Source organism: Arminella tubonensis (genome assembly GCF_003240585.1).
In the GTDB taxonomy this organism is placed as follows: domain Bacteria; phylum Pseudomonadota; class Alphaproteobacteria; order Rhizobiales; family Rhizobiaceae; genus Rhizobium; species Rhizobium tubonense.
Genome location: NZ_PCDP01000040.1, coordinates 228674 through 254878, shown reverse-complemented (window position 1 = coordinate 254878; position 26205 = coordinate 228674). Strand labels below are relative to the sequence as shown.

The 26205-nt window shown below is 60.0% G+C and carries 20 protein-coding genes; 5 read left to right on the top strand and 15 right to left on the bottom strand.

All coding sequences use genetic code 11. The features are described 5' to 3' along the window. Window positions 1-32: 32 nt before the first annotated feature. Both glnA and hspQ read left to right on the top strand, forming a co-directional pair. Window positions 33-1442, top strand: a complete 1410-nt coding sequence (glnA, locus tag CPY51_RS21540) for a type I glutamate--ammonia ligase (protein WP_111162265.1) — start codon at window positions 33-35, stop codon at window positions 1440-1442. Window positions 1443-1600: 158 nt separating this feature from the next. Continuing rightward, on the top strand, window positions 1601-1930 hold the full coding sequence (gene hspQ, locus CPY51_RS21535; RefSeq protein WP_111162264.1) for a heat shock protein HspQ: 330 nt from the start codon (window positions 1601-1603) through the stop codon (window positions 1928-1930). Window positions 1931-2059: 129 nt separating this feature from the next. On the opposite strand, the gene CPY51_RS21530 is transcribed toward hspQ, so the two are convergent. Beyond that, window positions 2060-2728 carry an invasion associated locus B family protein gene (locus tag CPY51_RS21530; RefSeq protein WP_111162263.1) on the bottom strand — a complete coding sequence of 223 codons (669 nt, stop codon included), beginning with the start codon at window positions 2726-2728 and terminating at the stop codon, window positions 2060-2062. Window positions 2729-2994: 266 nt separating this feature from the next. Here CPY51_RS21530 and CPY51_RS21525 point away from each other — a divergent pair, with 266 nt between their 5' ends. Together CPY51_RS21525 and CPY51_RS21520 are read left to right on the top strand one after the other, a co-directional pair. Beyond that, complete coding sequence (locus CPY51_RS21525; protein ID WP_111162262.1) at window positions 2995-4806, top strand: extracellular solute-binding protein; 1812 nt, start codon at window positions 2995-2997, stop codon at window positions 4804-4806. Window positions 4807-4893: 87 nt separating this feature from the next. After that, complete coding sequence (locus tag CPY51_RS21520) at window positions 4894-5565, top strand: DsbA family oxidoreductase (protein ID WP_111162261.1); 672 nt, start codon at window positions 4894-4896, stop codon at window positions 5563-5565. A 12-nt stretch (window positions 5566-5577) separates the two neighbouring features. On the opposite strand, the gene mfd is transcribed toward CPY51_RS21520, so the two are convergent. After that, the gene (gene mfd, locus CPY51_RS21515; RefSeq protein ID WP_111162260.1) at window positions 5578-9078 is read right to left on the bottom strand and encodes a transcription-repair coupling factor; all 3501 of its coding nucleotides are present in this window, start codon (window positions 9076-9078) and stop codon (window positions 5578-5580) included. Further along, the gene (locus CPY51_RS21510; RefSeq protein WP_111162259.1) at window positions 9075-9392 is read right to left on the bottom strand and encodes an FAD assembly factor SdhE; all 318 of its coding nucleotides are present in this window, start codon (window positions 9390-9392) and stop codon (window positions 9075-9077) included. The genes mfd and CPY51_RS21510 overlap by 4 nt, the downstream gene beginning before the upstream one ends. A gap of 177 nt (window positions 9393-9569) precedes the next feature. Between CPY51_RS21510 and recG the strand changes: the two genes are divergently transcribed. After that, the gene (gene recG, locus CPY51_RS21505) at window positions 9570-11672 is read left to right on the top strand and encodes an ATP-dependent DNA helicase RecG (protein ID WP_111162258.1); all 2103 of its coding nucleotides are present in this window, start codon (window positions 9570-9572) and stop codon (window positions 11670-11672) included. On the opposite strand, the gene CPY51_RS21500 is transcribed toward recG, so the two are convergent. The 12 genes from CPY51_RS21500 to CPY51_RS21445 all read right to left on the bottom strand — a co-directional run bounded on the left by CPY51_RS21500 (window position 11628) and on the right by CPY51_RS21445 (window position 26161). Beyond that, on the bottom strand, window positions 11628-12377 hold the full coding sequence (locus tag CPY51_RS21500) for a DUF502 domain-containing protein (protein ID WP_111162257.1): 750 nt from the start codon (window positions 12375-12377) through the stop codon (window positions 11628-11630). The genes recG and CPY51_RS21500 overlap by 45 nt on opposite strands. Before the next feature lie 175 nt (window positions 12378-12552). Beyond that, window positions 12553-14379, bottom strand: a complete 1827-nt coding sequence (gene glmS / locus CPY51_RS21495; RefSeq protein ID WP_111162256.1) for a glutamine--fructose-6-phosphate transaminase (isomerizing) — start codon at window positions 14377-14379, stop codon at window positions 12553-12555. A gap of 123 nt (window positions 14380-14502) precedes the next feature. After that, on the bottom strand, window positions 14503-15858 hold the full coding sequence (gene glmU / locus CPY51_RS21490; protein ID WP_111162255.1) for a bifunctional UDP-N-acetylglucosamine diphosphorylase/glucosamine-1-phosphate N-acetyltransferase GlmU: 1356 nt from the start codon (window positions 15856-15858) through the stop codon (window positions 14503-14505). Between the two features lie 100 nt (window positions 15859-15958). Then, a complete protein-coding gene (locus CPY51_RS21485; protein WP_111162254.1) occupies window positions 15959-16699 on the bottom strand; it encodes a FadR/GntR family transcriptional regulator in 741 nt (246 codons plus the stop codon). 15 nt (window positions 16700-16714) lie between these two features. Further along, entirely contained in the window at window positions 16715-17683 is a 969-nt protein-coding gene (gene yjfF, locus CPY51_RS21480) for a galactofuranose ABC transporter, permease protein YjfF (protein WP_111162253.1), read from the bottom strand. Further along, a complete protein-coding gene (locus tag CPY51_RS21475) occupies window positions 17680-18708 on the bottom strand; it encodes an ABC transporter permease (protein WP_111162252.1) in 1029 nt (342 codons plus the stop codon). The genes yjfF and CPY51_RS21475 overlap by 4 nt, the downstream gene beginning before the upstream one ends. Then, entirely contained in the window at window positions 18705-20228 is a 1524-nt protein-coding gene (gene ytfR, locus CPY51_RS21470; RefSeq protein ID WP_111162309.1) for a galactofuranose ABC transporter, ATP-binding protein YtfR, read from the bottom strand. Before ytfR ends, CPY51_RS21475 begins: the two co-directional genes overlap by 4 nt. A gap of 121 nt (window positions 20229-20349) precedes the next feature. Continuing rightward, window positions 20350-21312: a galactofuranose ABC transporter, galactofuranose-binding protein YtfQ gene (ytfQ, locus tag CPY51_RS21465; protein ID WP_111162251.1), complete on the bottom strand. Its 963-nt coding sequence runs from the start codon at window positions 21310-21312 to the stop codon at window positions 20350-20352. A 148-nt stretch (window positions 21313-21460) separates the two neighbouring features. Then, a complete protein-coding gene (locus CPY51_RS21460) occupies window positions 21461-22534 on the bottom strand; it encodes a BMP family ABC transporter substrate-binding protein (protein ID WP_111162250.1) in 1074 nt (357 codons plus the stop codon). Window positions 22535-22585: 51 nt separating this feature from the next. Then, window positions 22586-23506 carry an ABC transporter permease gene (locus CPY51_RS21455; protein WP_111162249.1) on the bottom strand — a complete coding sequence of 307 codons (921 nt, stop codon included), beginning with the start codon at window positions 23504-23506 and terminating at the stop codon, window positions 22586-22588. Continuing rightward, a complete protein-coding gene (locus CPY51_RS21450; RefSeq protein WP_111162248.1) occupies window positions 23503-24597 on the bottom strand; it encodes an ABC transporter permease in 1095 nt (364 codons plus the stop codon). The genes CPY51_RS21455 and CPY51_RS21450 overlap by 4 nt, the downstream gene beginning before the upstream one ends. Next, complete coding sequence (locus tag CPY51_RS21445) at window positions 24587-26161, bottom strand: ABC transporter ATP-binding protein (RefSeq protein ID WP_111162247.1); 1575 nt, start codon at window positions 26159-26161, stop codon at window positions 24587-24589. The genes CPY51_RS21450 and CPY51_RS21445 overlap by 11 nt, the downstream gene beginning before the upstream one ends. Between the last annotated feature and the right edge of the window lie 44 nt (window positions 26162-26205).

The window sequence follows — 26205 nt, the reverse complement described above, 5'->3', positions numbered from 1 at the left end:
ATATCGTCATCACAGTCAAGGGAAGCATTTTAATGACGACCGCAAACGAAATTCTCAAACAAATCAAGGATAACGACGTCAAGTTCGTCGACCTGCGATTTACAGACCCAAAAGGCAAGCTGCAGCATGTCACAATGGACGTCTCCTGTGTCGACGAAGACATGTTCGCCGACGGCGTCATGTTCGACGGTTCGTCGATCGGCGGTTGGAAGGCCATCAACGAGTCCGACATGGTGCTGATGCCGGACACGGATACGGTCCACATGGACCCTTTCTTTGCACAGTCGACGATGGTCATCATCTGCGACATCCTGGATCCGATCTCCGGCGAATCCTATAACCGCGATCCGCGCGGCACCGCCAAGAAGGCCGAAGCCTATCTGAAGGCATCCGGCATCGGCGACCAGATCTTCGTCGGCCCCGAACCGGAATTTTTCGTTTTCGACGACGTCAAGTACAAGGCCGACCCCTACAATACCGGCTTCAAGCTGGATTCCAGCGAGTTGCCGTCCAACGACGACACCGACTACGAGACTGGTAATCTCGGTCACCGTCCGCGCGTCAAGGGCGGCTACTTCCCCGTCCCTCCCGTCGACAGCTGCCAGGACATGCGCTCCGAGATGCTGACAGTGCTCGGCGAAATGGGCGTTGTCGTTGAAAAGCACCATCACGAAGTCGCCGCTGCCCAGCACGAGCTCGGCGTCAAGTTCGACACGCTGGTGCGTAACGCCGACAAGATTCAGATCTACAAGTACGTCGTGCACCAGGTGGCCAACGCCTATGGCAAGACGGCAACCTTCATGCCGAAGCCGATCTTCGGCGACAACGGTTCGGGCATGCACGTTCACCAGTCGATCTGGAAGGGCGGCAAGCCGACCTTCGCCGGCGACGAATATGCGGGCCTGTCCGAGAGCTGCCTTTTCTATATCGGCGGCATCATCAAGCACGCCAAGGCGATCAACGCCTTCACCAACCCGTCGACAAACTCCTACAAGCGTCTTGTGCCTGGCTACGAAGCGCCGGTTCTGCTGGCCTATTCGGCTCGCAACCGTTCCGCCTCATGCCGCATTCCTTTCGGCTCCAATCCGAAGGCAAAGCGTGTCGAAGTCCGATTCCCGGATCCGACTGCTAATCCCTATCTCGGTTTTGCTGCCATGCTGATGGCCGGCCTCGACGGCATCAAGAACAAGATTCATCCCGGCAAGCCGATGGACAAGGATCTGTACGACCTGCCGCCGAAGGAATTGAAGAAGATTCCGACCGTTTGCGGCTCGTTGCGCGAAGCGCTGGAAAGCCTCGACAAGGATCGCAAGTTCCTGACCGCCGGTGGCGTGTTCGACGACGACCAGATCGATGCATTCATCGAATTGAAGATGGTCGAGGTCATGCGCTACGAGATGACCCCTCATCCCGTCGAATACGACATGTACTACTCGTCTTGATCGCTGAAAGTGAAAGCCCCGGTTTGCCGGGGCTTTTTTCTGCCGGCGTGGCGGCCGGCGAGAACAGCAAGTGTGACAGCTGTTTGAAGGAAACAAGGCAAAAACCTTGATTTTTGCAAACAAAACCACCACATCATTGCTTGAAAGGAAGTCGCGCCATGAAACAAAGCAAAGCAAAATTCAATATCGGCGAAGTGGTTCGGCACCGTGTATTCCCGTTCCGCGGGGTGATCTTTGACGTTGACCCCGAATTCGCGAATACGGACGAATGGTGGAATTCTATTCCCACCGAGGTGCGCCCGAGCAAGGAACAACCGTTCTATCACCTGCTCGCCGAGAACGAAGACACCGAATACGTCGCCTATGTCTCGGAGCAAAATCTTGTCAGTGATGAAAGTGGGCTTCCACTTCGCAATCCGCAAGTCTACCAGATATTCGACCGTGAGCCGACCGGGCAGTTCAGACCCAAGATGAGCTTCGCCCACTAAAGCCACGATATGAAATCGGAATCCCCGGGAAGTTGCTCTGCAGCTTCCCTTTTTTATTGCCTGCATATCGCATAAGAAAAGCCCGACTTTCGCCGGGCTCTTTCATTGAAAGACTATTGCGCAGTGAAACTACTGCTGCTTGGCGGCCTTCTGGGCGTCTTCAAGCTTCTTGCGGGCTTCCTCGGCCTTCTTCTGCATGCTGTCCTGCAGGCTCTTCTGGCTCTCGGCAAGCTTGGACTGCGAGATCGGATCGCCGTCATAGGAAGCGCCGAAACCGTCGAGCGAAATCTTGATCGGGCTTGGCGTGCGACGGAAGTTGATCGAGGTGAAGGTGACGTCGGTGCCCTTCTTGAGCGCTGCGATCATCGCGTCGGTCAAGGGAACTTCGGCCATGCAGCGATCAGGCAGGCAGACGGCGTAGTCGAGCTTCTGGCCCTTGCCGCCGTCGATCTGCATGGTGATGCCGGGTCCGATCAGGCGTGCGGTCGGAACGGAGACCTGCATGGCCTTGCGGGCCTGCTTGCCGTCGATCGAGATGAGGCCGATCGCCGTGACGATCTGGCCGTTGTTTGCCATGATCACGTTCTGGACGATGCAGACGTCGTTGTCTTCCTGCTTGCTGCAGGTCTTGTACCAGCCGAGGCGCGGCGTGCCGCCGGCAGCGTCGGCGCCTGCGGCGGGTGCTGCTGCCGCGGGGTCGGCTTGCTGCGCGAACGAAGCTGCAGGGGCTGCTGCGCCGATGATGAGAGCCAGAGCAGAAAGGGCTGCCCTCATTTTGTTTTCAGTCTTGAACATCATAGCGTATCCGCCTCCTGAATTCCGATGCGGAGCAGCTTCCTGCCGCCCCATGCCAGTCGGGTCAAACCGCCGTCCACCTGTCTAAAAATTAAGGCGAATGCATGACCCGAAACTCCGGACCACCTGTTACATTGCACTGATCAGGATATCCAGCGTTTCTTTGGCCTTTTGATGAACCGCAACAAGAAATTCGCCTCCATCGTGTTGAATTCGATACTGCCATGATAATGTTCCGGCGAATCATATCCCTTGCCGGAAAGGATGCCATGCAAGCGCTCCGGGTCGCCCTTTTCCTCAACTTCGCAATGCTTTGCAGCCAGGCCACAGCGGAGCCGCTCTATGGAATTGCGATGCATGGCGACCCTGCCCTGCCCGCTGACTACAAGGCCTTTCCTTACGTCAATCCGACCGTCAAAAAAGGTGGGCATATAACCTATGGCGTGGTCGGAACCTTCGACAGTCTCAACCCATTCATCCTCAAAAGCATGCGCACAACCGCGCGCGGCATGTGGGACCCGGAATTCGGTAATCTCGTCTACGAATCGCTGATGCAGCGCTCGCGCGACGAGCCATTCACGATGTACGGGCTATTGGCGAAGACCGTGGAATGGGACGACAAGCGCACATTCATCCAGTTCAATCTCGATCCCGATGCGAGATGGTCAGATGGGCAGCCGGTGACGCCCGACGACGTCATTTTCAGTTTCAACCTGCTGCGCGACAAGGGTCGCGTGCCTTTTGCAAACCGCCTCAACGCAGTCGCCAAGTTGGAAAAAGTCGGAGACCATAGCGTTCGGTTCACGCTCAACGACAAGGCGGATCGCGAGACGCCAATGATCATCGCGCTTTCGACGCCTATCCTCCCACAGCACGCGATCAACCCCGATACGTTCGACCAGACATCGCTCACGCCTCCGGTCGGCTCCGGCCCTTACAAGGTGAAGTCCGTCAATCCCGGCGAAAGCATCGTGTTCGAGCGCGACCCAAATTACTGGGGCAAAGATGTCCCCTCCAAGGTCGGTACAGACAACTACGACCTGATTACCGTCGATTATTTCCTTCAGGAAACGACGCTGTTCGAATCCTTCAAGAAGGGCGATATCGACATTTATGCCGATGGTAGTCCCGGCCATTGGGCACAGGCCTATAACTTCCCAGCCGTAACGTCAGGCGCCGTCGTCAAGGACGTATTCCAGCCGAAATTGCCAAGCGGAATGCTCGGCTTCGTCTTCAACACGAGGCGCGCCATCTTTGCCAATCCCAAGGTGCGTGAAGGCCTTTCGCTGGCCTTCGACTTCGAATGGGTCAACAAGAACCTGTCGTCCAGCGCCTATACCAGAACCGAGAGCTACTGGCAGAATTCCGACCTTTCTTCCTTTGGCGTGCCGGCCGATGCGCGCGAGCTGGAAATGCTCGGCCCCATTAAGGACCGCATCGATCCTACCGTTCTCGACGGGACCTACAAGCTGCCGGTAACAGACGGCACAGGGCGCGATCGGACGGTCCTCCGCAAGGCGGTCGATCTGCTGAAGCAGGGCGGGTACACGATCAAGGACGGCAAGATGGTCGACGCTTCTGGGCGTCAACTTTCGTTCGAGATCATGACGCAAAGCACCGACCAGGAGCGGCTGGCGATCGCCTATCGGCGGACGCTGGAGTTGCTCGGCGTAGCGGTGGCGATCCGCACGGTCGACGATTCTCAATACCAGCGGCGAACCATCAACTTCGACTATGACATGATTATCAAGTCGTTCACGTCGTCGCTCTCCCCGGGCATAGAGCAAGTCGGCCGCTGGGGCTCGGTCGCTCGCGATCGCGAAGGCAGCGAGAACTTTGCCGGCGTCGCCGATCCCGACGTCGATACCCTCATTGCCCATATGCTGTCTGCCCAGACCGCGGAAGATTTCCAGGATGCTGTACGCTCGTTCGATCGGATGCTGATCTCCGGACATTACGTCGTGCCGCTCTACCATATCGACCAGCAATGGGTGGCGCGGCGCAAGCGCGTCGGCCGTCCCGATGCGCTGCCCCTCTACGGGTACCAGTTGCCCACATGGTGGGACGCTTCCGTCCAATAGGCATGGTTCCCTTTTGGTAACCGGTTGAAGCTTCTTCCCAAAGCGCCTAGATGAATTTCAAAGGCGCCAAAACGGAAGGATGTAGCCATGGAACGTATAACGATCGACGTCGTCTCGGATGTCGTATGTCCCTGGTGCTATCTCGGAAAGGCGCGGCTGGAACTCGCGATCGCCGAGGTACAGGACGAGGTTGGTGTCGACGTCAATTGGCGGCCCTATCGGCTCAATCCCGACTATCCCCGGGAAGGCGTGGATCAGAAGAAGTCGCTTGCCGCCAAGCTTGGTGGCGAAGAGCGCGTTGCAAGCGCTCATGCGATGCTGACCGGCCTTGGCCGCGAAGTTGGTATAGCCTTCAATTTCGACGCGATCGAGATCGGCCCGAATACGCTCGACGCCCACCGGCTCATTCACTGGGCGGTGACCGAGGACCGGGAAAAGCAGGATCGCGTCGTCGATGCATTGTTCAAGGCGAATTTCGAAGAGGGCAAGAACGTCGGCGATCACGCCGTGCTGCTTGATATCGCAGAGAAAGCCGGGCTCGATCGCTCGGTTATCGCGGCGCTTCTGGCGTCCGATGCGGATAGCGACTTGATCGTTGCCGAAATTGAGTCGGCCCAGCAGATGGGTGTCAGCGGCGTGCCGTTCTTCATTTTCGACCAGCAATATGGCGTGAGCGGCGCCCAGACGCCCGACGTCCTCGCCAGCGCGTTGCGTGATATCGCCAAGATGAAAGCGGAAGCGCGGTCGGCGATGAACTGATCGCCGTCCGCGCTATTTCGCCAGTTCCGCCAATTGAGTGATGACAATGGCTGCGCCGGAGAGCCTTTTCTCCGGCGTCGGCAGATCGCGTGTCAGAAAGACGCTGTGGTCCGGCCTGATCTTCGCCATCGAGCCCTGCTTGGCGATATAGCCGACGAGGGCGGCGGGATTGGGGAATTCCTTGTTACGGAACTGCACGACCACACCCTTCGGCCCGGCATCCAGCTTCTCCACATTGCTAACGCGGCAAAGCGACTTGATGTAGACGATCTTCAACAGATGCTGCACCTCGATCGGCATAGGGCCGAAGCGGTCGATCATCTCGGCGCCGAAGCCATCGATGTCCTTGAGCTCGGTAATCTCGCCGAGGCGGCGATAGAGCGCCATGCGCAGATGCAGATCCGGCACGTAATCATCCGGGATCATGACGGGCGTTCCGACCGATATCTGCGGCGACCAGCCAGTGTCGCGGATCTCGTCGACGCCCTTGACCTCGGCCACGGCCTCCTCAAGCATCTGCTGGTATAGTTCGAAGCCGACTTCCTTGATGTGGCCGGACTGCTCGTCGCCGAGCAGGTTGCCCGCTCCGCGAATATCGAGATCATGACTGGCGAGCTGAAAGCCGGCGCCGAGCGTATCGAGCGACTGCAGCACCTTCAGCCGGCGTTCCGCCGTCGTCGTCAGCACCTTGTTCACCGGTAGCGTGAAGAGTGCAAAGGCGCGGACCTTGGAACGTCCGACCCGACCGCGAAGCTGATAGAGCTGGGCAAGACCGAACATATCCGCGCGATGCACGATCAGCGTATTGGCGGTGGGTACATCCAGGCCGGATTCGACAATCGTAGTAGACAGCAGAACGTCATAGCGGCCTTCGTAGAAGGCATTCATGATGTCTTCGAGTTCGCCAGCCGGCATCTGGCCATGGGCGACGGCCACCTTGAGTTCCGGGAGGTCGGACTGCAGGAAGGCCTGGATATCTGCGATGTCGGCCAGCCGCGGACAAACGTAAAAGCTCTGGCCGCCGCGGTAATGTTCGCGCATCAGCGTTTCGCGGATGACGAGAGAATCGAACGGCGAGATGAAGGTGCGAACCGCCATGCGGTCGACCGGCGGCGTGGTAATCAGCGACAGTTCGCGGACGCCCGTCATGGCCAGCTGCAAGGTTCTCGGGATCGGCGTTGCCGACAAGGTCAGCACATGCACGTCGCTCTTCAGTTCCTTCAGCCGCTCCTTGTGCTTGACCCCGAAATGCTGCTCCTCGTCGATGACGAGCAGGCCGAGATTGGCGAATTTGATGCCGGCGCCGAGCAGCGCATGCGTTCCGACGACGATATCGGTCTTGCCCTCCGCCACTTCCTTCTTGGTCAGCGCCAATTCCTTGGAGCCGACAAGCCGCGATGCCTGCTGGACCCGGATCGGCAGACCGCGGAACCGCTCCGTGAATGTCTTGAAATGCTGGCGCGCGAGCAGTGTTGTCGGCACGACGATAGCGACCTGGGCACCATTCATCGCGGCGACGAAAGCGGCGCGAAGCGCCACCTCGGTCTTGCCGAAGCCGACGTCACCGCAAACGAGACGATCCATCGGGCGACCTGCAGCCAGATCGTCGCGCACGGCGTCGATGGCGTTGGCCTGATCCTCGGTCTCGTCATAGGGAAACCGGGCTGCGAATTCGTCGTATATGCCGTCGGGTGCTATCAGCGCCGGCGCCTGTCTGATCAAGCGCTCGGCGGCGACGCGGATGAGACCTTCGGCCATATCCAGCAACCGCTTCTTGAGCTTGGCCTTGCGCATCTGCCAGGCGCCGCCGCCCAGCTTGTCGAGTTGCACCTCGGTGCCCTCGCCGCCGAAGCGCGACAGAAGATCGATATTCTCCACCGGCAGGAAGAGCTTGGCATCGTCGGCATATTGCAGCTCAAGGCAGGCATGCGGCGCGCCGGCCGCCTCGATCGTGCGAAGACCGACAAAACGACCGATACCGTGCTCTGCGTGAACGACGATGGAGCCTTCGTCGAGACCGGCAACCTCGGAGATGAAGTCGGCGGCGCGCTTGCGGCGCTTCGAGCGGCGGACCATCCGATCGCCGAGGATGTCCTGCTCGCCGATGACGGCCAGGTTTCCTGTCTCGAAACCAGCCTCCAGGCTGAGGACGGCCGCAGCCGCCTCGCCCTTTGCCAGCCCGTCCAGGTCCTTCATTGCCTCGATCGTCTTGATGCGCGCGAGGCCATGTTCCGCAAGCACCTGGAGCAGCCGGTCGAGCGAACCCTCGGTCCAGGCGGTGATGAGCACCTTGCCGCCGCTGGCGCGACGGTCGGCGATGTGTTTGACCACCGCGTCAAACACATTGATCCGCTCGGCGTCGACGCTTTCCTGCGCCGAACGAGCCCAGCGCGGGCCCTGGCGGGCCTCGACGTTGACAACCCGCCTCGCCTCACCCTCGATCTCGTTGAACGGCGACAATCGGATCGCGTTGAATGCGTCCAGCGTCTGGCCGAAGACCTTGCCGGTGAGATAGAGTTGCCCCGGCGCAATCGGCTTGTAGGGTGTGCCTTGTGCCATCGCACCCTTGCGCGGCTCGCCGGTATTCAGTCGGGCATCGTAGTAGTCGCTGACGAGCTTCGATCGCTCCTCGGCCGCTTCCCGGACGGTATGATCGGTGATGAAGCGGAAGCCGTGGAGATAATCGAAGACAGTCTCGAGCTTTTCGTAGAAAAGCGGCAGCCAATGCTCCATTCCGGGATAGCGCCGGCCTTCCGACACAGCGAGGTAAAGCGCGTCGTCGCGCGTCGCTGCGCCGAACAACGTCAGATAGTTCTTGCGGAAGCGGCTGATGGTATCCGGCGTCAGCGTGACTTCGCTCATGGGGTTGAGATCGAGGGAACGCACCTGACCGGTCGTTCGCTGGCTGGCTGGATCGAAACTGCGGATGGTCTCAAGCGTGTCGCCAAAAAAGTCGAGGCGTACCGGCTCTTCGCTTCCTGGAACGAAGACGTCGAGTATGCCGCCGCGAACGGCATATTCGCCGACCTCGCGCACGGTTGCGACGCGATCAAAGCCATTGCGCTCCAGGCGGCCGGCGATGTCGTCCATCCGGACCTGGTTGCCGGGCTTTGCCGAGAATGCCAGGCTCTCGATGATGTCTTGCGGGGCTACCTTCTGCAGCATCGCGTTGACCGTGACCAGGACAATCGCCGCATGCGGCTTCCTGCGATGGGCGATCAACCCGCCGAGTGCAGCAAGACGACGGGCCGACGTATCGGAACTCGGCGAGACACGATCGTAAGGAAGGCAATCCCACGCCGGCAGCGTCAGCACCGGGATATCGGGCGCAATGAAACCAAGCATCTGTTCGATATCGGCCATGCGCTGGCCATCGGACAGCACATAGGCCACCGGTTCGCCACTGCGGGCCAATTCGGCGATAATGAAGGGATCGAGCCCGGCCGGCACATTGCCGATCGTCAGCGGCTCAGCGGCCGCTGCGAGCTTCCTTACGTCCAGACCAGGAATCATACCGCTTTCCCGAGCGTTGCAGCAGTCATCTCTTCAAAGTCCGGCTTGTAGGACGCGATGCGTGAAAAAAGCGGCGTCATCAGCCGTTCCGGTACTGGCAGCGTTCCCAATATCCACCGGGCCAGATCGTTGTCTTCCTCGTCCATGATGACTTCGAACTCGTCCAGCTCCGCCTCCGAGAGCGTCGGCAGATGGGCATCGGCGAACTGGCCGAACACCAGATCCATCTCGCGAATGCCGCGGTGCCAGCAACGGAACAGAATTCGCCTGCGGCGCGGATCGAGATCGGCACTGCTCAGTGTCACTCCGGTCATCAGATAAACCTTCCTGTTGAAGCGTCTCTATAGAGCATCGGCCTGAAAAGTGGGAACCGGTTTTTGGGAAAAAAGCCGCAGCGGTGGATTTTTCCGGGGCGCGCTGGGATATGAACCGGTGGATCGTGCCATTCGGCCTTGCCAAGTCGGCCTCAGCCATCGCATTTTGCCCTCATCATGCGCCCCGCCATTCTCGATCCGCTCTTTGCATCCATTTCATCCCTGCCAGGCGTCGGGCCGAAAGTTGCCGACTTGCTGGTGAGGCTGCTTGATCGCGAGACCGTGGACGATTGTCGGGTCATCGATCTCCTGTTCCATGCGCCGTCGTCGCTGATCGACCGGCGCGAGCAGCCGCAAATCGCGCAGGCGCCCCAGGGCGTTATCGTTACGATCACCGGGCGGGTCGATCGACATCAGGCGCCGCCTCCCCGCAGCAATGCTCCCTACCGCGTTTTCCTTCATGACGAGACCGGCGAGCTCGGATTGGTGTTTTTCCGCGGCAAGGCGCAATGGCTGGAGAAGCAGCTTCCTCTCGACGAGATCGTGACTGTCAGCGGCAAGGTCGATTGGTTCAACGGCCGCCCCTCGATGGTGCATCCGGACTATATCGTTCGTGAGAGCGAGGGCGAGACGCTGCCGCTGGTCGAGCCCGTTTATCCGTTGACGGCGGGGCTAACCTTGCGTGTGGTGAGGAAGGCTATCCTGGCGGCCCTTGCGCGCATGCCTGAGCTTCCGGAGTGGATCGACCCTCCACTTGTGCCGAAACAGGGTTTCTCGACGATAGCGGAATGCTTCCGGGCGCTGCACGATCCACGCGATGCGACCGATATCGACCCCCAGGCGCCTGCTCGCAGACGGCTTGCCTATGACGAGTTCCTCGCCGGACAGCTCTCTCTTTCCCTCGTCCGCCAGCGCCTGCGTAAGGTGGCGGGCCAGCCGGTGCACGCCACTGGAGCAATCAGCAGCAAAATTCTGAAATCGCTTCCATTTTCCCTGACAGGAAGCCAGACGGAGGCGATCGCGGATGTTTTGAAGGATATGGCGGGCACGGAGAGAATGCTGCGCCTATTGCAGGGTGACGTTGGGGCCGGCAAGACGCTGGTGGCGCTGATGGCGATCGCGGCGGTTATCGAAAGTGGCGGCCAGGCGGTCCTGATGGCGCCGACGGAAATATTGGCGCGACAGCATCACGCGACAATCTCGAAATTTGCCACCGCCGCGGGCCTTTCGATCGAGGTCCTGACCGGTCGCACGAAGGGACGCGAGCGCGACGCCATCCTTGAGCGCATCGCTTCGGGCGAGGCGCAGATCGTCATCGGCACGCACGCGCTGTTCCAGGACAGCGTTTCCTATGCCAACCTCATGCTTGCTGTCGTCGACGAGCAGCATCGCTTCGGCGTCCATCAACGCCTGCGCCTGACCGCCAAGGGCATCTCGCCGCACATGCTGGTGATGACTGCGACGCCGATCCCCCGGACCCTCGTGCTTGCGGCCTTCGGCGACATGGACGTGTCGAAGCTCACCGAGAAGCCAGCCGGACGCAAGCCGATCCAAACCATCACGATTCCGACGGAGCGAACGGGCGATGTGGTCGGCAGGCTTCGCAGTGCGCTTGCCGAGGGGCGGAAGGCATATTGGATATGCCCGCTGGTCGAGGAGTCCGACGAGTCGGACCTGATGTCGGTAGAGGAGCGGCACCAGTCCCTCAGCAAGGCTCTCGGACCCGGCATCGGGCTGATCCACGGGCGGATGAGCGGGCCGGAGAAGGACGCTGCGATGATGGCGTTCAAGAACGGGGAGTTGCGCCTGCTGGTGGCGACGACCGTAGTCGAGGTCGGGGTCGACGTACCGGATGCCACGATCATGGTGATCGAGCACGCCGAGCGTTTCGGGCTGGCGCAGCTGCACCAGCTTCGCGGCCGCGTCGGGCGCGGCGACGAGGCATCGACCTGTATCCTGCTCTACAAGGGTCCGCTCGGCGAAACCGGCCATGCACGCCTGTCGATCATGCGCGACACGGAGGACGGTTTCCGGATCGCAGAGGAGGATCTGAAGCTGCGCGGCGAAGGCGAACTGCTTGGCACGCGCCAGTCCGGAACGCCGGGCTTCCGCATAGCAAGCCTCGAAGCCCATGCCGACCTGCTGGAAATCGCCCGGAAGGATGCGGCCTACCTGATCGAGCGAGATCCGGATCTGACCGGCGAGCGCGGCATGGCCGTTCGCACCCTGCTTTACCTATTCCGGCGTGATGAGGCGATCCGCTTTCTTCGCGCTGGGTAGCGGTGTTCTCTTAGGCGTCGGAGCCGCCAGTGCCGCGGTCACGAGCTTGTCCTTGTATTCCGGTGTTACAAGGCCACCTGAAATCAGCAACTTGGCGCCGTCCTCGGGGCTCATGTCGAGGATGACGATCTTTTCACGCGGAACGAAGATGAGAAAGCCTGCGGTCGGAACCGGTGTCGGCGGCAGGAAGACGCTGACCATATCCTTCCCCATCGCATTGAATTTCGAGGCGATTTCGCCCTTGGCATCTGTCGCGACGAAGACCAGCGACCAGAGGCCGGGACTAGGATATTCGATCAGCCCGACCTGCTTGAACGACGTGCTCTGCTCGTTCAACACCGTCTCGAAAATCTGCTTCAGGCTCTTGTAGATCGTGCGTACCAGCGGTACCCGGCGCACCAGCGCCTCGCCGAATTGCACGATGCTTTGCCCGATGAGGTTCTTGCCGAGGAAGCCGATGATCGTGATGAAGATCATCGCGATGATCAGGCCGGTACCGGGCACGGCGAAGTTCAGGTAGCTTTCCGGATCGTAGCGTGCCGGAATGTAAGGCTCGACCCAGCTGTCCGCCCAATGAACCACCGACCATGTCAGCCATAGGGTTATCGCGATTGGCGCGCAGATTATCAGACCGGTCAAAAAGTTGTTTCTGATCCGGGCCGCTACTGACAGTCGCAGAGAAAGTCTCTTGGGAATATGGGTCATTCGCCGTTCGTGAACTCCGTTCAGCCTTCCGTCGCTTCCGGCAAATCCCCCGTAGCCAGACTGTTCGAAATTGCCAGAAATCGTTGCACCGCACAACCCGCCCGAGGGTACGGCGGGCGTGTCAGACATACAATTCACGACGACTTTACTGCTTGTCGGAGCTGAGCTGTTCCGCTCACTCCACCGTGACTGACTTTGCCAGATTTCGCGGTTGGTCGACGTCCGTACCCATGAAGACCGCCGTGTGGTAGGCCAGCAATTGGATCGGCAGCGAAAAGATCATCGGCGAGATGATTTCGTCGACATTCGGCAGTGTGATCGTTGCCATTGTCGGCAGCGTTGAGGCTGCGGCGCCTGCTTCATCGGTGATAAATATAATGCGTCCGCCGCGCGCGGCAACTTCCTGCATGTTCGAAATGGTCTTGTCGAAAAAGCGGTCATGGGGTGCGATGACAATAACCGGCATGTTTTCGTCGATCAGCGCGATCGGGCCATGCTTCAGCTCGCCGGCGGCATAGCCCTCGGCATGGATGTAGGAAATTTCCTTGAGCTTGAGCGCGCCTTCCATTGCAAGCGGATAGCTTGTTCCGCGACCAAGATAGAGCACGTCGGTAAACTTGGAGATTTCGCGTGCGAGGCTTTCCATCTGCGGCTGGATCAGGTTCAGGACCCGGCTCATGATGCGCGGCATCTCGGCCAGATGCCGCACCAGCGTCTTTTCCTGCTCCGCGCTCACGGTGCCGCGCGCACGGCCAGCACCGATTGCAAGCGAGGCAAGCACTGCTAGTTGGCAGGTAAAGGCCTTCGTCGAGGCGACGCCGATCTCGGGGCCGGCCATGATCGGGAAGACAGCATCGGATTCACGCGCGATGGTCGATTCCCTGACGTTGACGACGGCGCCGATCTTGAGGCCACTGTCCTTGCAATAGCGCAACGATGCCAGCGTATCGGCCGTCTCGCCGGACTGTGAGATGAACAACGCGGCTTGCGTCGGCGAGAGCGGCATCTCGCGATAGCGGAACTCGGACGCGACATCGATTTCGACCGGCAGGCGGGCGTAGCGCTCGAACCAGTATTTGCCGATAAGGCCCGCCAGATAGGCGGTACCGCAGGCGGATATCGCAAGGCCAGAGATGGCTGAGAAGTCGATCGCCGAGGCGTTGGGACTGACGCGGTTGCTCGCGAAATCCACGTAATGGCTCAGCGCGTGGGAGATGACCTCCGGCTGCTCGTAGATCTCCTTTTCCATGAAGTGCCGGTGGTTGCCCTTGTCGACAACGAAAGCGGTCGCAAGCGAGATCTGGCTCGCCCTTTGAACCGGCTCTCCGGAGAAATCGACAATCGTCGCGCTGTCGCGGGTGACGATCGCGCAGTCGCCGTCGACCAGGTAGGTGATCTCATTGGTGAAGGGGGATAGAGCGATGGCATCGGAGCCGAGGAACATCTCGTCACGGCCGTGGCCGATGGCAAGCGGCGGCCCGGAGCGGGCGGCCATCAGGGTGTTCGGGTCTTCCTTGAACATGACGACAAGCGCGTAGGCTCCAGTGACGCGATTGAGCATCTTCAACATCGCGGCGCGGGCATCGAGGCCATCGCGGATGTATCTTGCGAGCAGGTGCGCCACGACTTCGGTGTCGGTTTGCGTTGTGAAGACGGCGCCGGCTGCCTTCAGTTCCTCGCGCAACTCCGAGAAATTCTCAATGATGCCGTTATGGACGACTGCAACGCCGTCGACGAAATGCGGATGGGCATTGGTCTCGTTCGGGATGCCATGGGTCGCCCAACGCGTGTGGGCGATACCGGTAAGCCCGGCCAAAGGCTCGCTGTCGAGGCGCTTTTCGAGATTGAAGAGCTTGCCCTCGGCGCGTCGACGCTCGAGAACGCCGTCATGGATCGTTGCGACGCCCGCCGAATCATAACCTCTGTATTCGAGGCGTTTCAACGCATCGACCAGACGCCCCGCCACCGGGCTCGTCCCGACAATCCCTACGATACCACACATAAAGCACTCTCCATCCGGCCCTGACGCTGAGGCAAGTCCTAATGATTCTATCAGTTTTCACAATTGGGACGATGGTCACTTTCGGTTTCTGATCGTTACGCGATCATAACCTTTAGACTTAGGTCACCGCTTCCTGGCAGCCTTGAGGGCCAAAGCACGTTCGCGAATGACCTTCGCCCTACCCGGCTTCATCTCCTGCCGTGCTCGGCCAAGTGCCAGAGCGTCAGGCGGGACGTCTTCCGTGATGACGCTCCCCGACGCGATGTAAGCTCCGTCGCCGATCGTCACGGGCGCTACGAGCGAGGAGTTGGAACCGACGAATGCGCTCTTGCCGATATGCGTCTCGTATTTGTTGACGCCATCGTAGTTGCAGGTGATCGTGCCTGCGCCGATATTGCTGCCTGCGCCGATGGTGGCGTCGCCGATATAGGTGAGGTGGCTCACCTTGGCGCCCTCTCCGATCCTGGCGTTCTTGACCTCGCAGAAATTGCCGACCTTCGAACCGTCGGCCAGATCGGCTCCGGGACGCAGGCGCGCGAACGGCCCCACCGTCGCGCCGGCACTGACATGAGCGCCTTCGATATGGGAGAAGGCATGGATAACGGCGCCGCTATCGATAACGGCGCCGGGGCCGAAGACCACATTCGGCTCGATCAGCACATCCAGACCTATGACCGTGTCGTAGGCGAGGAAGACGGTTTCAGGCGCGATCATGCTGACGCCCGACAGCATCAGTTCGTGTCGGCGGCGTTCCTGCCAAAGACGCTCGATTACGGCGAGTTCGGCACGATTGTTGCAGCCGGTCAGTTCCTGTTCCGGCGCGTCGACCGCAACGGCACGTCCGCCGAGCGAACGGGCGATCTCGACGAGATCCGTCAGGTAGAATTCGCTCTTGGCATTATCGTTGCGGATGTGGTCGAGAAGCTCGAGTGCCTTGCGGCCGTTGATTGCCATCAGACCGCTGTTGCACCAGGTGACAGTCCGCTCGGCGTCCGTGGCATCCTTTTCTTCGCGGATCGCGATAAGTTCGTCGTCCTTGACCAGCAACCGGCCGTAGCCGGTCGGCCGATCGGTGTGAAAGCCGATGACGACAACATCGGCGCCGTCGGCCAGGCCCTGGCGAGCAGCGCGCAAGGGGCCGTCGGTGATGAGCGGGACGTCTCCGTAGGCAACCAGGATGTCGTCATAACCAACGGCAATGGCATCCCGGGCGGCGAGCACCGCATGGCCGGTGCCGAGCCGTTCTTTCTGCAAAAAAGATTCCACCTTGATACCGGCAACACTTGCCGCCGAAGTCACCTCTCCGGCATTGCGGCCGACAACCAAAGCCGCGGTCGAAATATCCGTCCTGGATATCGCTTCGACGACGTGAGCAATCATTGGCCGACCGGCGATGGGGTGCAGGACTTTCGACATCGACGATTTCATGCGTGTGCTGTCGCCGGCGGCAAGGATGATGGCAAGGCAGGTGCGGGTCATGTCGAAGCTCCGATGAATCAGGTGGTTTAAAGCCAGGCGTTCCGATCTGCCGTCTCATAGCAGCTTGTCGGAGCTGGAACCAAGGTGAAAATCGGTCGGGCTATTTGCGCGGAGAGGCGCGAAAACCTCCCAGAATACGATCCCTGCCGTCGAGAATGACAGCTTCCATAGCCTTGCGGGCCGCCGCGCCATCGCCTGCGACGATAGCGTCGACGATCCGCATATGCGTAGTGGAGATATCGCTGAATCCGGACGGCGGCGCGCTCATACGGAACATGCCTACCAGCGCCGCCTCGATGAGGCTGCCAAGGGTGCGCATGAAAGGATTGTGAGAGGCTTCGGCGATAGCAAGGTGAAATCGGAGATCGGCCACGGCCAGGCTGTCGGTCGTGTGGTCCGATGACGCCATGTCTTCCGCGAGCAGCCGCAAAGCCTCGATCTCGTCCGCGCCGGCCCGCTCGGCGACGAGGCCGGCTGCGAAAGGCTCGAAAGCCAACCGAACATCATAGAGATGCAGCAGGAATTCCTGATCGACACCGCTTTCGAAGTGCCATGTCAGAACATCGCTGTCGAACATGTTCCAGCGGGTTCGCTCCGTGACCTTGGTGCCGACGCGGGCTCTCGGAACGACGAGACCCTTGGCGGCCAGCGTTTTCATGCTTTCACGCAGGACGGTCCGCGATACCTTGAAACGCTGCACCAGCTCGGCATCGCCTGGCAGAACGCTGCCGATCGGGAAAGCACCCGAAATGATCCCTTTACCGAGATCATCCACGACCTGCGCGTGACTGGTCCGGGTCTTGCCTCCCGCTCGTTGTGCCTCAAGCAATCTATTGCGCAAGCGCCTCGTCCTCCCTCAGGCATATTTCCGGTCGACACGGGAGAGAAGAAGCAGGCCTTTCTGCATCAGGATGAACGCGAAGAGCAGAAGTCCAATCAAGATTTTCGTCCACCAGCTGGAAAGCGAGCCGTCGAAAGTGATGTAGGTCTGAATCAAGCCCTGAATGAGAATGCCGATGAGGGTTCCTCCTACGAACCCCGCGCCGCCGGTCAGCAACGTCCCCCCGATAACCACTGCAGCGATAGCGTCGAGCTCGACGCCGACCGCCGCCAGTGAGTATCCTGCGGAGGTATAAAGCGAAAAAACGATTCCGGATAGACCGGCCAGGAAGCCCGAAAGTGCGTATATCTGGATGGTCGTGCGTGCCACCGGCACCCCCATCAACTCCGCCGTCTGCACTCCGCCGCCGAGCGCGTAGACGTTGGCGCCGAAGCGCGTGCGCTGGGCAAGGACGATGCCGACCGCAAAGACCAGAAGCATCACGCCGCCGATCAACGTCAAGCGCCCTCCTCCGGGCATCTTGTAGTAGAGGCCCGTCAGCTGGGCGTAGAACGCATGGTCGATGGGGATGCTGTCGATGGACATGACGAAGGCCATGCCCCGCGCCAGGAACATGCCGGCCAGCGTCACTATGAAGGGCGGCATTTTCAGATAGTGGATGATCGCGCCCATGGCGGCCCCGAACGCCGTGGTAATGGCCAGAACGAGGACGAAGGCCGCGAGCGGGTGGATCGAGGTCTTTTGCAGGATCACCGCAAGGAAGACACCGGTGAATGCGATCACCGAGCCGATCGACAGGTCGATGCCACCCGATATGATCACGAAGGTCATCCCGACTGCTGCGATGCCGAGAAAGGCATTGTCCGTCAGGAGGTTGCCGACAACCCGGGTCGACAGGATGGTCGGATATTGCAGCGCGCAGGCGGCATAGGCGACAATGAAGATGACGATGGTCGCAAGCAGCGGCAGGTATTTCGAGTTCATTTCGCGCGCTCCTCTTGAATGCTCGGTCGGCCTTCCGGCTTGCGGCTGAAGAAGACAGCAGCGGACTGGAGGGCCGGCGACTGAATGACCAGGATAATGATGACGATCACCGCCTTGATCACCAGATTGAATTCCGGCGGGAAACCGGAGAGCAGGATGCCGGTGTTGACGGACTGGATGATCATCGCTCCGATCAGTGAGCCAAGGATGCTGAAGCGACCGCCGAGCAACGAGTTGCCACCGACAACGACTGCGAGGATCGCATCCAGCTCAAGCCAGAGGCCCGCATTGTTGGCGTCCGCCCCCTTGATGTCGGCTGCAACGATGATACCGGCGACGGAGGCGCACAGGCCGCTCAGGACATAGACCGCGATCAGCAGGACGGGCGTCTGGATCCCCGCCAGCGTGCTGGCGCGCCGGTTGATGCCGATCGCCTCGACGAGCATGCCGAGCGCCGTGCGCCGGACGAGCAGGATGACCGCGAGCCCCGCCAGCAGCCAGATGACGACCGGCATGGGGAGCCAGGCGAAGGAGCCGCTACCGAAGAAAGTCAGCCCGTCATTGTTGAACGTCAGGATGACGCCCTCGGTGATCAGCTGGGCGATGCCGCGACCGGCGACCATCAGGACGAGTGTTGCGATGATCGGCTGGATGTCGAGGATGGCAACGAGGAAACCGTTCCACAGCCCGCAGAGCAACCCAGTGCCGAGAGCTAGGACAAGCGTGTAGGCCAGCGAATTGCCAGAGACGATCGAGGACGCGGCAACCGCCCCGCAGATGGCAATGACCGCTCCAACCGAGAGGTCGATGCCCTTCGTGGCTATGACCAGCGTCATGCCGATCGCCAGGAGTGCGACGGGAGCACCACGATTGAGCACGTCGATCAGGCTCCCATACAGCCTCTCATTCTGAATTTCCAAATGAAAAAACCGCGGGAACATTATGAAATTCAACAGAAGAATGGCAGCGAGTGCGATCAACTGAGGCGTGAGGCGGACAAGCAAGGCTTTCAGCGAGGGGCTCATGCATCCTCCCTTTCGGTGTGGGATGCCGCAATCGCATCGATGATATGGCTTGCAGAGATATTCTCTCCTGCAAGCTCGGCAATGTGTTCCCGGTCCCGCAATACGATGACGCGCGAGCTGTAGGCGACAAGTTCCTCAAGCTCCGAAGAAATCACGACCAGTGACATTCCCTGCCGGCACAAATTCTCGATGAGGTGGATGATCTCGGCGTGGGCTCCAACGTCGATGCCGCGGGTCGGTTCGTCGAGGATGAGGAAACTTGGGTTAGTCGCCAGCCAACGCGCGAGGATGACTTTCTGCTGGTTGCCCCCCGATAACAGCCGGATCGGTTTTTCGCGGTCCGTGGTGCGTATATCGAGTGCCTTGATGTAATGGTCCGCAAGCGAATTCTGCTCACCCCTGGAAAGGCGACGCGCCCAGCCGCGGCGAGCCTGGAGCGCCATGACGATATTCTCCCTGATCGACAGATCGCCGATGATGCCGTCGGTCTTTCTATCTTCCGGGCAGAAACCGAAGCCGTTCTTGATGGCGGCGCGGGGTCCGGGCAAGGCGATGGGCCTGTCGTCTATCGTTGCCTCGCCGCTATCCGCCCGCTCGACGCCGAACATCACTTCGGCGGTTTCCGTTCTTCCCGAACCAAGCAGACCGGCAATGCCGACAACTTCCCCGACACGAACCTCGAGATCGAATGGCTTGATCTTTCCGCGCTTTCCGAAATTGGCAAAGCGATATTTGACGGGGCCTCTGGTGGTGGTCGTCTGCTTTGCGGCGGCTTCCGCATGGGCGAGTTCGCGACCAAGCATCATGCCGATCAAGGTTTGGCGATCCAGACCCGCCGTCTCCCTCGTGCCGACCAACCGTCCGTTGCGCAGGACGGTGATGCGGTCACTGATCTCGTAGACCTGCTCGAGGAAGTGCGTAATGAAAACAATTCCCAAACCCCTGTTCTTCAAGTTACGTATGATGCTGAAGAGCATCGCCACTTCCTGCGTATCGAGACTGGCGGTCGGTTCGTCGAGAATGAGAACCTTGCCCGAGAGATCGACGGCGCGCGCGATCGCGATCACCTGCTGGATAGCAACTGAAAAGCGGTCGAGCTGAGCAGTCACGTCGATATCGATGCCATAGGGCTCGAGCAAATGACGGGCCTGACGGTTCATATCGCGATTGCTTACCAAGCCGAGGCGGCGGGGCTGTCGACCGAGATAGAGGTTTTCTGCCACGCTCAGATTTGGGAGAAGATTGACCTCCTGATACACAGTGCCGATACCGAGCTTCTGTGCCGCCAGCGTGTCATGCGGATCAATTTCAGTTCCGTCGAGGACGAGGCTGCCCGCGTCGCGGTGGTATGCACCGGTCATGCATTTAATCAGCGTCGATTTGCCAGCTCCGTTCTCGCCGAGAAGCGCATGCACCTCGCCGCGCCGCAGCGTGAAGTCGACATGATCCAGCGCGGTGGAACCGGGGAAATATTTGCAGAAACCTGTGGCTGCGAGAATGTTCGCGAAATCGTGAGCCATGAAGCGATGATTTTCCTGATATTGGCCGAGGCATGCCGAAGCGCTGGACATGAAGTCCGACCTGCCGCGTCGGCCGTTCCGCACCGGTCCATGATGGACCGGTGCGGTTCGAGGTTCAATATCAGTAGCCGAGGCCCTTCTTGGCTTCGTAAACCTTTTCCGGATCGTCAGCCTGAGTGTAGAGCTTGGATTCGGTCTGGATCCACTTCGGTGGCAGCTTCTTGTCCTTGAGGTAGGCATCCAGCACGTCGAAGGCCGGGCCTGCCATGTTCGGTGTCAGCTCGACGGTAGCGTTCGCTTCGCCTGCCGCCATTGCCTTGAACAGGTCAGGAACCGAGTCGATCGAGATGGTCAGGATATCCTTGCCGGGCTTGAGGCCAGCTTCCTTGATCGCCTGGATGGCGCCGACGGCCATGTCGTCGTTGTGAGCATAAAGAGCGCAGATATCCTTGCCGCCCTTCTCGGCCTTCAGGAAGCTTTCCATGACTTCCTTACCCTTGGTGCGGGTGAAGTCACCGGTCTGGCTACGAATGATCTTCAGGTTGTCGTGGCCCTTGATCGCTTCCTCGAAGCCCTGCTTGCGTGCGATTGCCGGCGAGGAACCAGTGGTGCCCTGGAGCTCGACGATGTTGCACTTCTTGGTTCCAACAGTCTTTACCAGCCAGTCGCCGGCGACTTTGCCCTCGTGAACCTGATCGGAGGTAACAGCAGTCAGGTAGAGGTCATCAGGAGCCTTGATTGTGCGGTCGAGAAGGATAACCGGGATATTGGCTTCCTTGGCTTCCTTCAGCACGTCATCCCAGCCGGTTTCGACGACCGGGGCAAGCAGGATGGCATTGACGCCCTGGGCGATGAAGGAGCGGATCGCCTTGATCTGGTTTTCCTGCTTCTGCTGCGCATCGGCGAACTTCAGATCGATGCCGCGCTTTTCGGCCTGCTGCTTTGTCAATGTCGTTTCAGCGGCGCGCCAACCGGATTCAGAACCGATTTGCGAGAAGCCGACGACGAGCTGCGCGGCCGATGCCGAGGTGAACATGCAGGCAGCCAGAATCGTTGCACTCAAGAGTGCTGTCTTCAATTTCATGATATCCTCCCATTGGGCCGCCTCCACGCGGCCATGTTCAAAAAATCATATAGTAATACTTTTGTAAATAAGGAACTTGTGACGCACTGCAGCAAAAAAAGGGCGCCCACCGGGGCGCCCTTTGCGAATCACGGAAGAAGGCGATGGTTCACTTCGGCAGCTTGTCGTCGACGCCTTCGACGTAGAAGTTCATGCCGAGGATGGCGCCGTCGTCAGCCTTCTCGCCGGCCTTGAGCCATGGCGTGCCATCCTGCTTGTTGACCGGACCCGTGAACGGGGCCAGTTCGCCGGACTTGATCTTGGCTTCGGTATCCTGAGCCAGCTTCTTCACGTCGTCAGGCATGTTGGTATAGGGCGCCATCGTCAGGATGCCGTCCTTCAGGCCGTCGAAGCTCTGCTCGGCCTTCCAGGTGCCGTCGAGAAGCGCATGGACGCGCTTGATGTAGTAGGCACCCCAGGTGTCCTCGATCGAAGTCAGCTGGGCAGTCGGACCAGCCTTGATCATGTCCGAAGACTGGCCGAATGCCTTGATCTTGCGCTGTTCGGCGACCTGCATCGGCGCTGTCGTGTCGGTGTGCTGCGCCAGCATGTCGACGCCCTGGTCGATCAGGGCCTTGGCGGCATCGGCTTCCTTGCCTGGGTCGAACCAGGTGTTGACCCAGATGACCTTCATCTTGAAGTTCGGGTTAACCGACTTCGCGCCCAGTTCGAAGGCATTGATCCCCATTACGACTTCCGGAATCGGGAAGGTTGCGATGTAGCCGGCGGTTCCGGTCTTTGACAGCTTGCCGGCGATCACGCCGCTGATGTAGCGACCTTCATAGAAGCGCGAATTGTAGGTTCCAAGATTGTCGGCGGACTTGAAGCCCGTTGCATGCTCGAACTTCACCTTCGGGAACTTCTTGGCGGCCTCGACGGTCGCGTCCATGTAGCCGAACGAAGTGGTGAAGACCAGCGCGCAGCCCGAACGCGCCATACGCTCGATTGCTCGCTCGGAGTCGGGGCCTTCGGCAACGTTTTCGAGGAACGGCGTTTCGATCTTGTCGCCAAATTCCTTCTGGAGCTGCAGGCGACCCTTTTCATGAGCTTCCGTCCAGCCGCCGTCCGTGCGGGAACCGACATAGACGAAGCAGACCTTCGTCTTGGAGGCAGCTTCCGCGGCCGAGCCGAAGCCGACGATCAGGGCTGCTGTGGCAGCGAGTGAAATGGCTAGTTTTTTCATGGTGATCCCTTTTGGTTGAAAGTTTCTGATAACCCGTCTTTTGGCGTTCTGTCACCGATCCGGCACAAATGGCTTGCCGAGCGATGCCGGCGTATTGATCAGTGTCATACGCCGATTATGAGAGATGATGATAAGCACGACGACCGTCGCCGCATAGGGAAGCATCGACAGGAACTGCGACGGAATGCCGACCCCGAAGGCCTGCGCGTGCAACTGCAAGATTGTCACCGCGCCGAAGAGGTAACCGCCCGCCAGAATTCTCCACGGCCTCCAGGAGGAGAAGACGACCAGCGCCAACGCGATCCAGCCGCGACCGCCGGACATGCTCTCGGTCCATTGCGGGGTATAGATCAATGACAGCTGCGCGCCGGCAAGACCTGCACAGGCACCACCGAACATCACTGCCAGGTAGCGCGTGCGGATGACGCCGATGCCGAGCGCATGGGCCGAGCCGTGATTGTCGCCGATCGCGCGGATTTTCAGCCCCGCGCGGCTGCGGAAGAGGAACCAGTTGACGGCGACAACCAGGATGATCGACATGTAGAAGACGATATCCTGCTTGAACAAGGCTGCTCCGACGTAGGGCAGCTGCGACAAGAGCGGGATTTCGATCGGTAGAAGGCGGATGCCGGGCACGCCGACATAGGCTTCGCCGATCATGCCGGAAGCGCCGAGACCGATAATGGTCAGCGCCAGGCCGGTAGCAACCTGGTTGGCGACGAGCGTCAGCGTCAGGAATGCGAAGAGCAGCGAGAACACCGCCCCTCCCGCTATGCCCGCGACAAGGCCGACATAGGCAGAGCCACTGACCTGCGCCGCAACGAATGCGCCGACCGAGCCGATGATCATCATGCCTTCGACGCCGAGATTCAATACGCCTGATCGTTCGGTGACCAGTTCGCCTATGGCAGCGATGACCAGTGGCGTCGACGCGGTGATGATGGTCAAAAGGACGGCTTCGAAGAAGGTCATGTTGCCGCCTCGACAATGGTGCGAACCCGGGCCCAGACAATGCGGATCTTGTAGTAGATGAGCGTATCGCAGGAGAGCACGAAGAAGAGGAGCAGCCCCTGGAAAACGCGCGTCACCTTGTCCGATATACCGATCGACAGCTGTGCCGCTTCGCCGCCGATATAGGTGAGCGCCAGCACGAGGCCCGACGCGATGATGCCAAGCGGGTTCAGCCGGCCGAGGAAGGCGACGATGATGGCCGTAAACCCGTAGCTCGGCGAAATATCGGGCTGGAGATGGCCGATGGAGCCTGCAACTTCCGAGATGCCTGCAAGGCCTGCCAGAGCACCCGAAAGCAGGAAGCCGAACCAGACCATCTTCTTTGACGAGAAGCCGGCGAACCGCCCTGCCCGATCCGACTGTCCCAATACGACGACTTCAAAGCCCTTCAGCGTATAGCGCATCATGAACCACATCAGGATCGCCACGACGATCGCGAAGACGAAGCCCCAATGCGCTGATATGACATCATCCCATATGGCCGGTAGCACCTCATCGGGCGAAAAGTCGCGCGTGCCGTAAAAGCCGTGGCCGTCGGGATTGCGCCATGGGCCGCGCGTCAGCCAATCGAGAAAGAGCTGGGCGATATAGGTCAGCATCAGGCTGGTCAGGATTTCGTTGGTATTGAAATGCGTCTTCAAGAGCGCCGGAATACTTGCGAACAGAGCCCCGCCGAGGGCGCCGAGGATCAACATCAGCGGCAGGACCAACGGCGATTGCCAATCGTAGAAATAGACGGGTATCGCCGAGCCAAAGATCGCGCCGATACTGTATTGGCCCTCAGCGCCGATGTTCCAATTGTTGGACCGGTAGCAAACGGCCAGGCCGACGGCGATTAGGATCAGCGGCGCCGCCTTCTTCGCCAGCTCATTCAGGGACCAGGGATCTAGCAGCGGCTCGACCAGCAGTGCATAAAGCGAATCCAGCGGGTCCTTGCCGAGCAGAACGAACATGACCCCGCCGGCAATCAGCGTCAGCAGCAGTGCCAGCATCGGCGAAAGAAGGCCGAACAGCTTCGAGACCTGAGGGCGTTTTTCGAGTTCAATGCGCATGAGCAAGCTCCGGCTCGGCCTTGGCGCCGTGCGTTCCGCCCATGAGCAGACCGATCTTTTCGCGCGTCATCTCATCCGCGGGATAGGATGCGGACAATCGGCCTTCGGAAATCACGGCGATATCGGTCGCAACCTCGAAGATTTCGTCGAGGTCCTGGCTGATGACGAGAACCGCGGAGCCGCTGCGTGCAAGGTCGACGAGAGCCTGGCGAATGCGGCTCGCAGCGCCGGCGTCGACGCCCCAAGTCGGCTGATTGACCACCAGCACCGCCGGCTGCCGGTCAAGTTCGCGGCCGACGATGAATTTCTGCAGGTTGCCGCCTGACAGCGATCCCGCGGAAGGGTCCTCGCCGCTCTTGCGAACATCCATCGCTTCGCAAATCCGTTTGGTTGCCTGCTTGACAGCACCTCGACGAATGATGCTGAGAAAGCCGCCGCCGAGAAACGCCTTGCTGTCCGACTGGCTGCGGGCAAGCATGAGGTTTTCCGAGAGCTTCAAGCCGGTGACGGCGGCATGGCCATGGCGCTCCTCCGGCACGAAACCGGCGCCGAGCAGCCGACGAGCGTCGATACCCTCCGTGCCGACCGGATTGCTACGGATCGAAATCAGATCGTCGGAGCCGACTGGATATTCTCCAGATACGGCGTCGAACAACTCACCCTGTCCGTTGCCGGCCACCCCGGCAATCGCCAGAATCTCACCGGCGCGAACCCGGAGCGATATGTTCTTCAGCGGCATAGCGAAAGGTGTTCGCGCGGCGACCGAAAGGCCCGCAACTTCCAGCTGGATGTCGCCCTTTGCACCGAGGCCCTCGTGGACAACGCTCGCAACGTCGCTGCCGACCATCATTCGCGCAAGGGAACCAGTGGTCTCCTGCTTGGGATCGCAGGCACCGGTGACGCGGCCGTGCCTAAGCACCGTCGCGCGGTCGCAGATGCGCTGCACTTCTTCGAGGCGATGGCTGATATAAAGGACCGAACGGCCCTCGGCCCTGAGCTTGAACAAGGTCTCGAACAGGCGGTCGGCTTCCTGCGGCGTCAGGACCGAGGTGGGTTCGTCTAGGATGATCAGTTTCGGATTCTGCAGCAGCGCGCGGACGATCTCGATGCGCTGGCGCTCGCCGACCGACAGATCGGCTACATGGGCGTTTGGGTCGAGCGGAAGGCCATAGGCATGCGACAGCGCCGCGGCCTCCTCCGAAATCTTGCTGATTGAAACGCTGTCATCCAGTGAAAGCGCAATGTTCTCTGCAACTGTGAGGGCTTCGAACAGGGAGAAATGCTGGAACACCATGCCGATGCCAAGCTTCCGCGCTCCGCCGGGCGAGCCGACCGTAACCGGATTGCCCTGCCAGATGATTTCGCCTGCGTTCGGCTCGAGGACACCAAACAGCATCTTCACTAGCGTCGACTTGCCTGCGCCGTTTTCCCCGAGCAGGGCATGAATTTCGCCAGGCCTTATATCAAGATCGATTTCATTACAGGCTGCAAAGCTGCCAAAGAGCTTCGTCAGCTTGCGGACCGACAATAACGCGCCGGTTGCCGGCACATTGGATGGCGACACGTTCCCCTCATTTCTCCCTGCCGCCCTGTCCATTTGGGATCTTT

Bases quoted from the DNA above. Each gene is read 5' to 3' on its own strand.
- ytfR (WP_111162309.1), bottom strand. From the start codon at position 20,228: ATGGCTCACGATTTCGCGAACATTCTCGCAGCCACAGGTTTCTGCAAA.
- CPY51_RS21530 (WP_111162263.1), bottom strand. From the start codon at position 2,728: ATGATGTTCAAGACTGAAAACAAAATGAGGGCAGCCCTTTCTGCTCTG.
- glnA (WP_111162265.1), top strand. From the start codon at position 33: ATGACGACCGCAAACGAAATTCTCAAACAAATCAAGGATAACGACGTC.
- glmS (WP_111162256.1), bottom strand. From the start codon at position 14,379: ATGTGTGGTATCGTAGGGATTGTCGGGACGAGCCCGGTGGCGGGGCGT.
- yjfF (WP_111162253.1), bottom strand. From the start codon at position 17,683: ATGAACTCGAAATACCTGCCGCTGCTTGCGACCATCGTCATCTTCATT.
- ytfQ (WP_111162251.1), bottom strand. From the start codon at position 21,312: ATGAAATTGAAGACAGCACTCTTGAGTGCAACGATTCTGGCTGCCTGC.
- CPY51_RS21450 (WP_111162248.1), bottom strand. From the start codon at position 24,597: ATGCGCATTGAACTCGAAAAACGCCCTCAGGTCTCGAAGCTGTTCGGC.
- CPY51_RS21455 (WP_111162249.1), bottom strand. From the start codon at position 23,506: ATGACCTTCTTCGAAGCCGTCCTTTTGACCATCATCACCGCGTCGACG.
- CPY51_RS21500 (WP_111162257.1), bottom strand. From the start codon at position 12,377: ATGACCCATATTCCCAAGAGACTTTCTCTGCGACTGTCAGTAGCGGCC.
- CPY51_RS21460 (WP_111162250.1), bottom strand. From the start codon at position 22,534: ATGAAAAAACTAGCCATTTCACTCGCTGCCACAGCAGCCCTGATCGTC.
- hspQ (WP_111162264.1), top strand. From the start codon at position 1,601: ATGAAACAAAGCAAAGCAAAATTCAATATCGGCGAAGTGGTTCGGCAC.
- CPY51_RS21475 (WP_111162252.1), bottom strand. From the start codon at position 18,708: ATGAGCCCCTCGCTGAAAGCCTTGCTTGTCCGCCTCACGCCTCAGTTG.
- CPY51_RS21510 (WP_111162259.1), bottom strand. From the start codon at position 9,392: ATGACCGGAGTGACACTGAGCAGTGCCGATCTCGATCCGCGCCGCAGG.
- mfd (WP_111162260.1), bottom strand. From the start codon at position 9,078: ATGATTCCTGGTCTGGACGTAAGGAAGCTCGCAGCGGCCGCTGAGCCG.
- glmU (WP_111162255.1), bottom strand. From the start codon at position 15,858: ATGACCCGCACCTGCCTTGCCATCATCCTTGCCGCCGGCGACAGCACA.
- CPY51_RS21525 (WP_111162262.1), top strand. From the start codon at position 2,995: ATGCAAGCGCTCCGGGTCGCCCTTTTCCTCAACTTCGCAATGCTTTGC.
- recG (WP_111162258.1), top strand. From the start codon at position 9,570: ATGCGCCCCGCCATTCTCGATCCGCTCTTTGCATCCATTTCATCCCTG.
- CPY51_RS21520 (WP_111162261.1), top strand. From the start codon at position 4,894: ATGGAACGTATAACGATCGACGTCGTCTCGGATGTCGTATGTCCCTGG.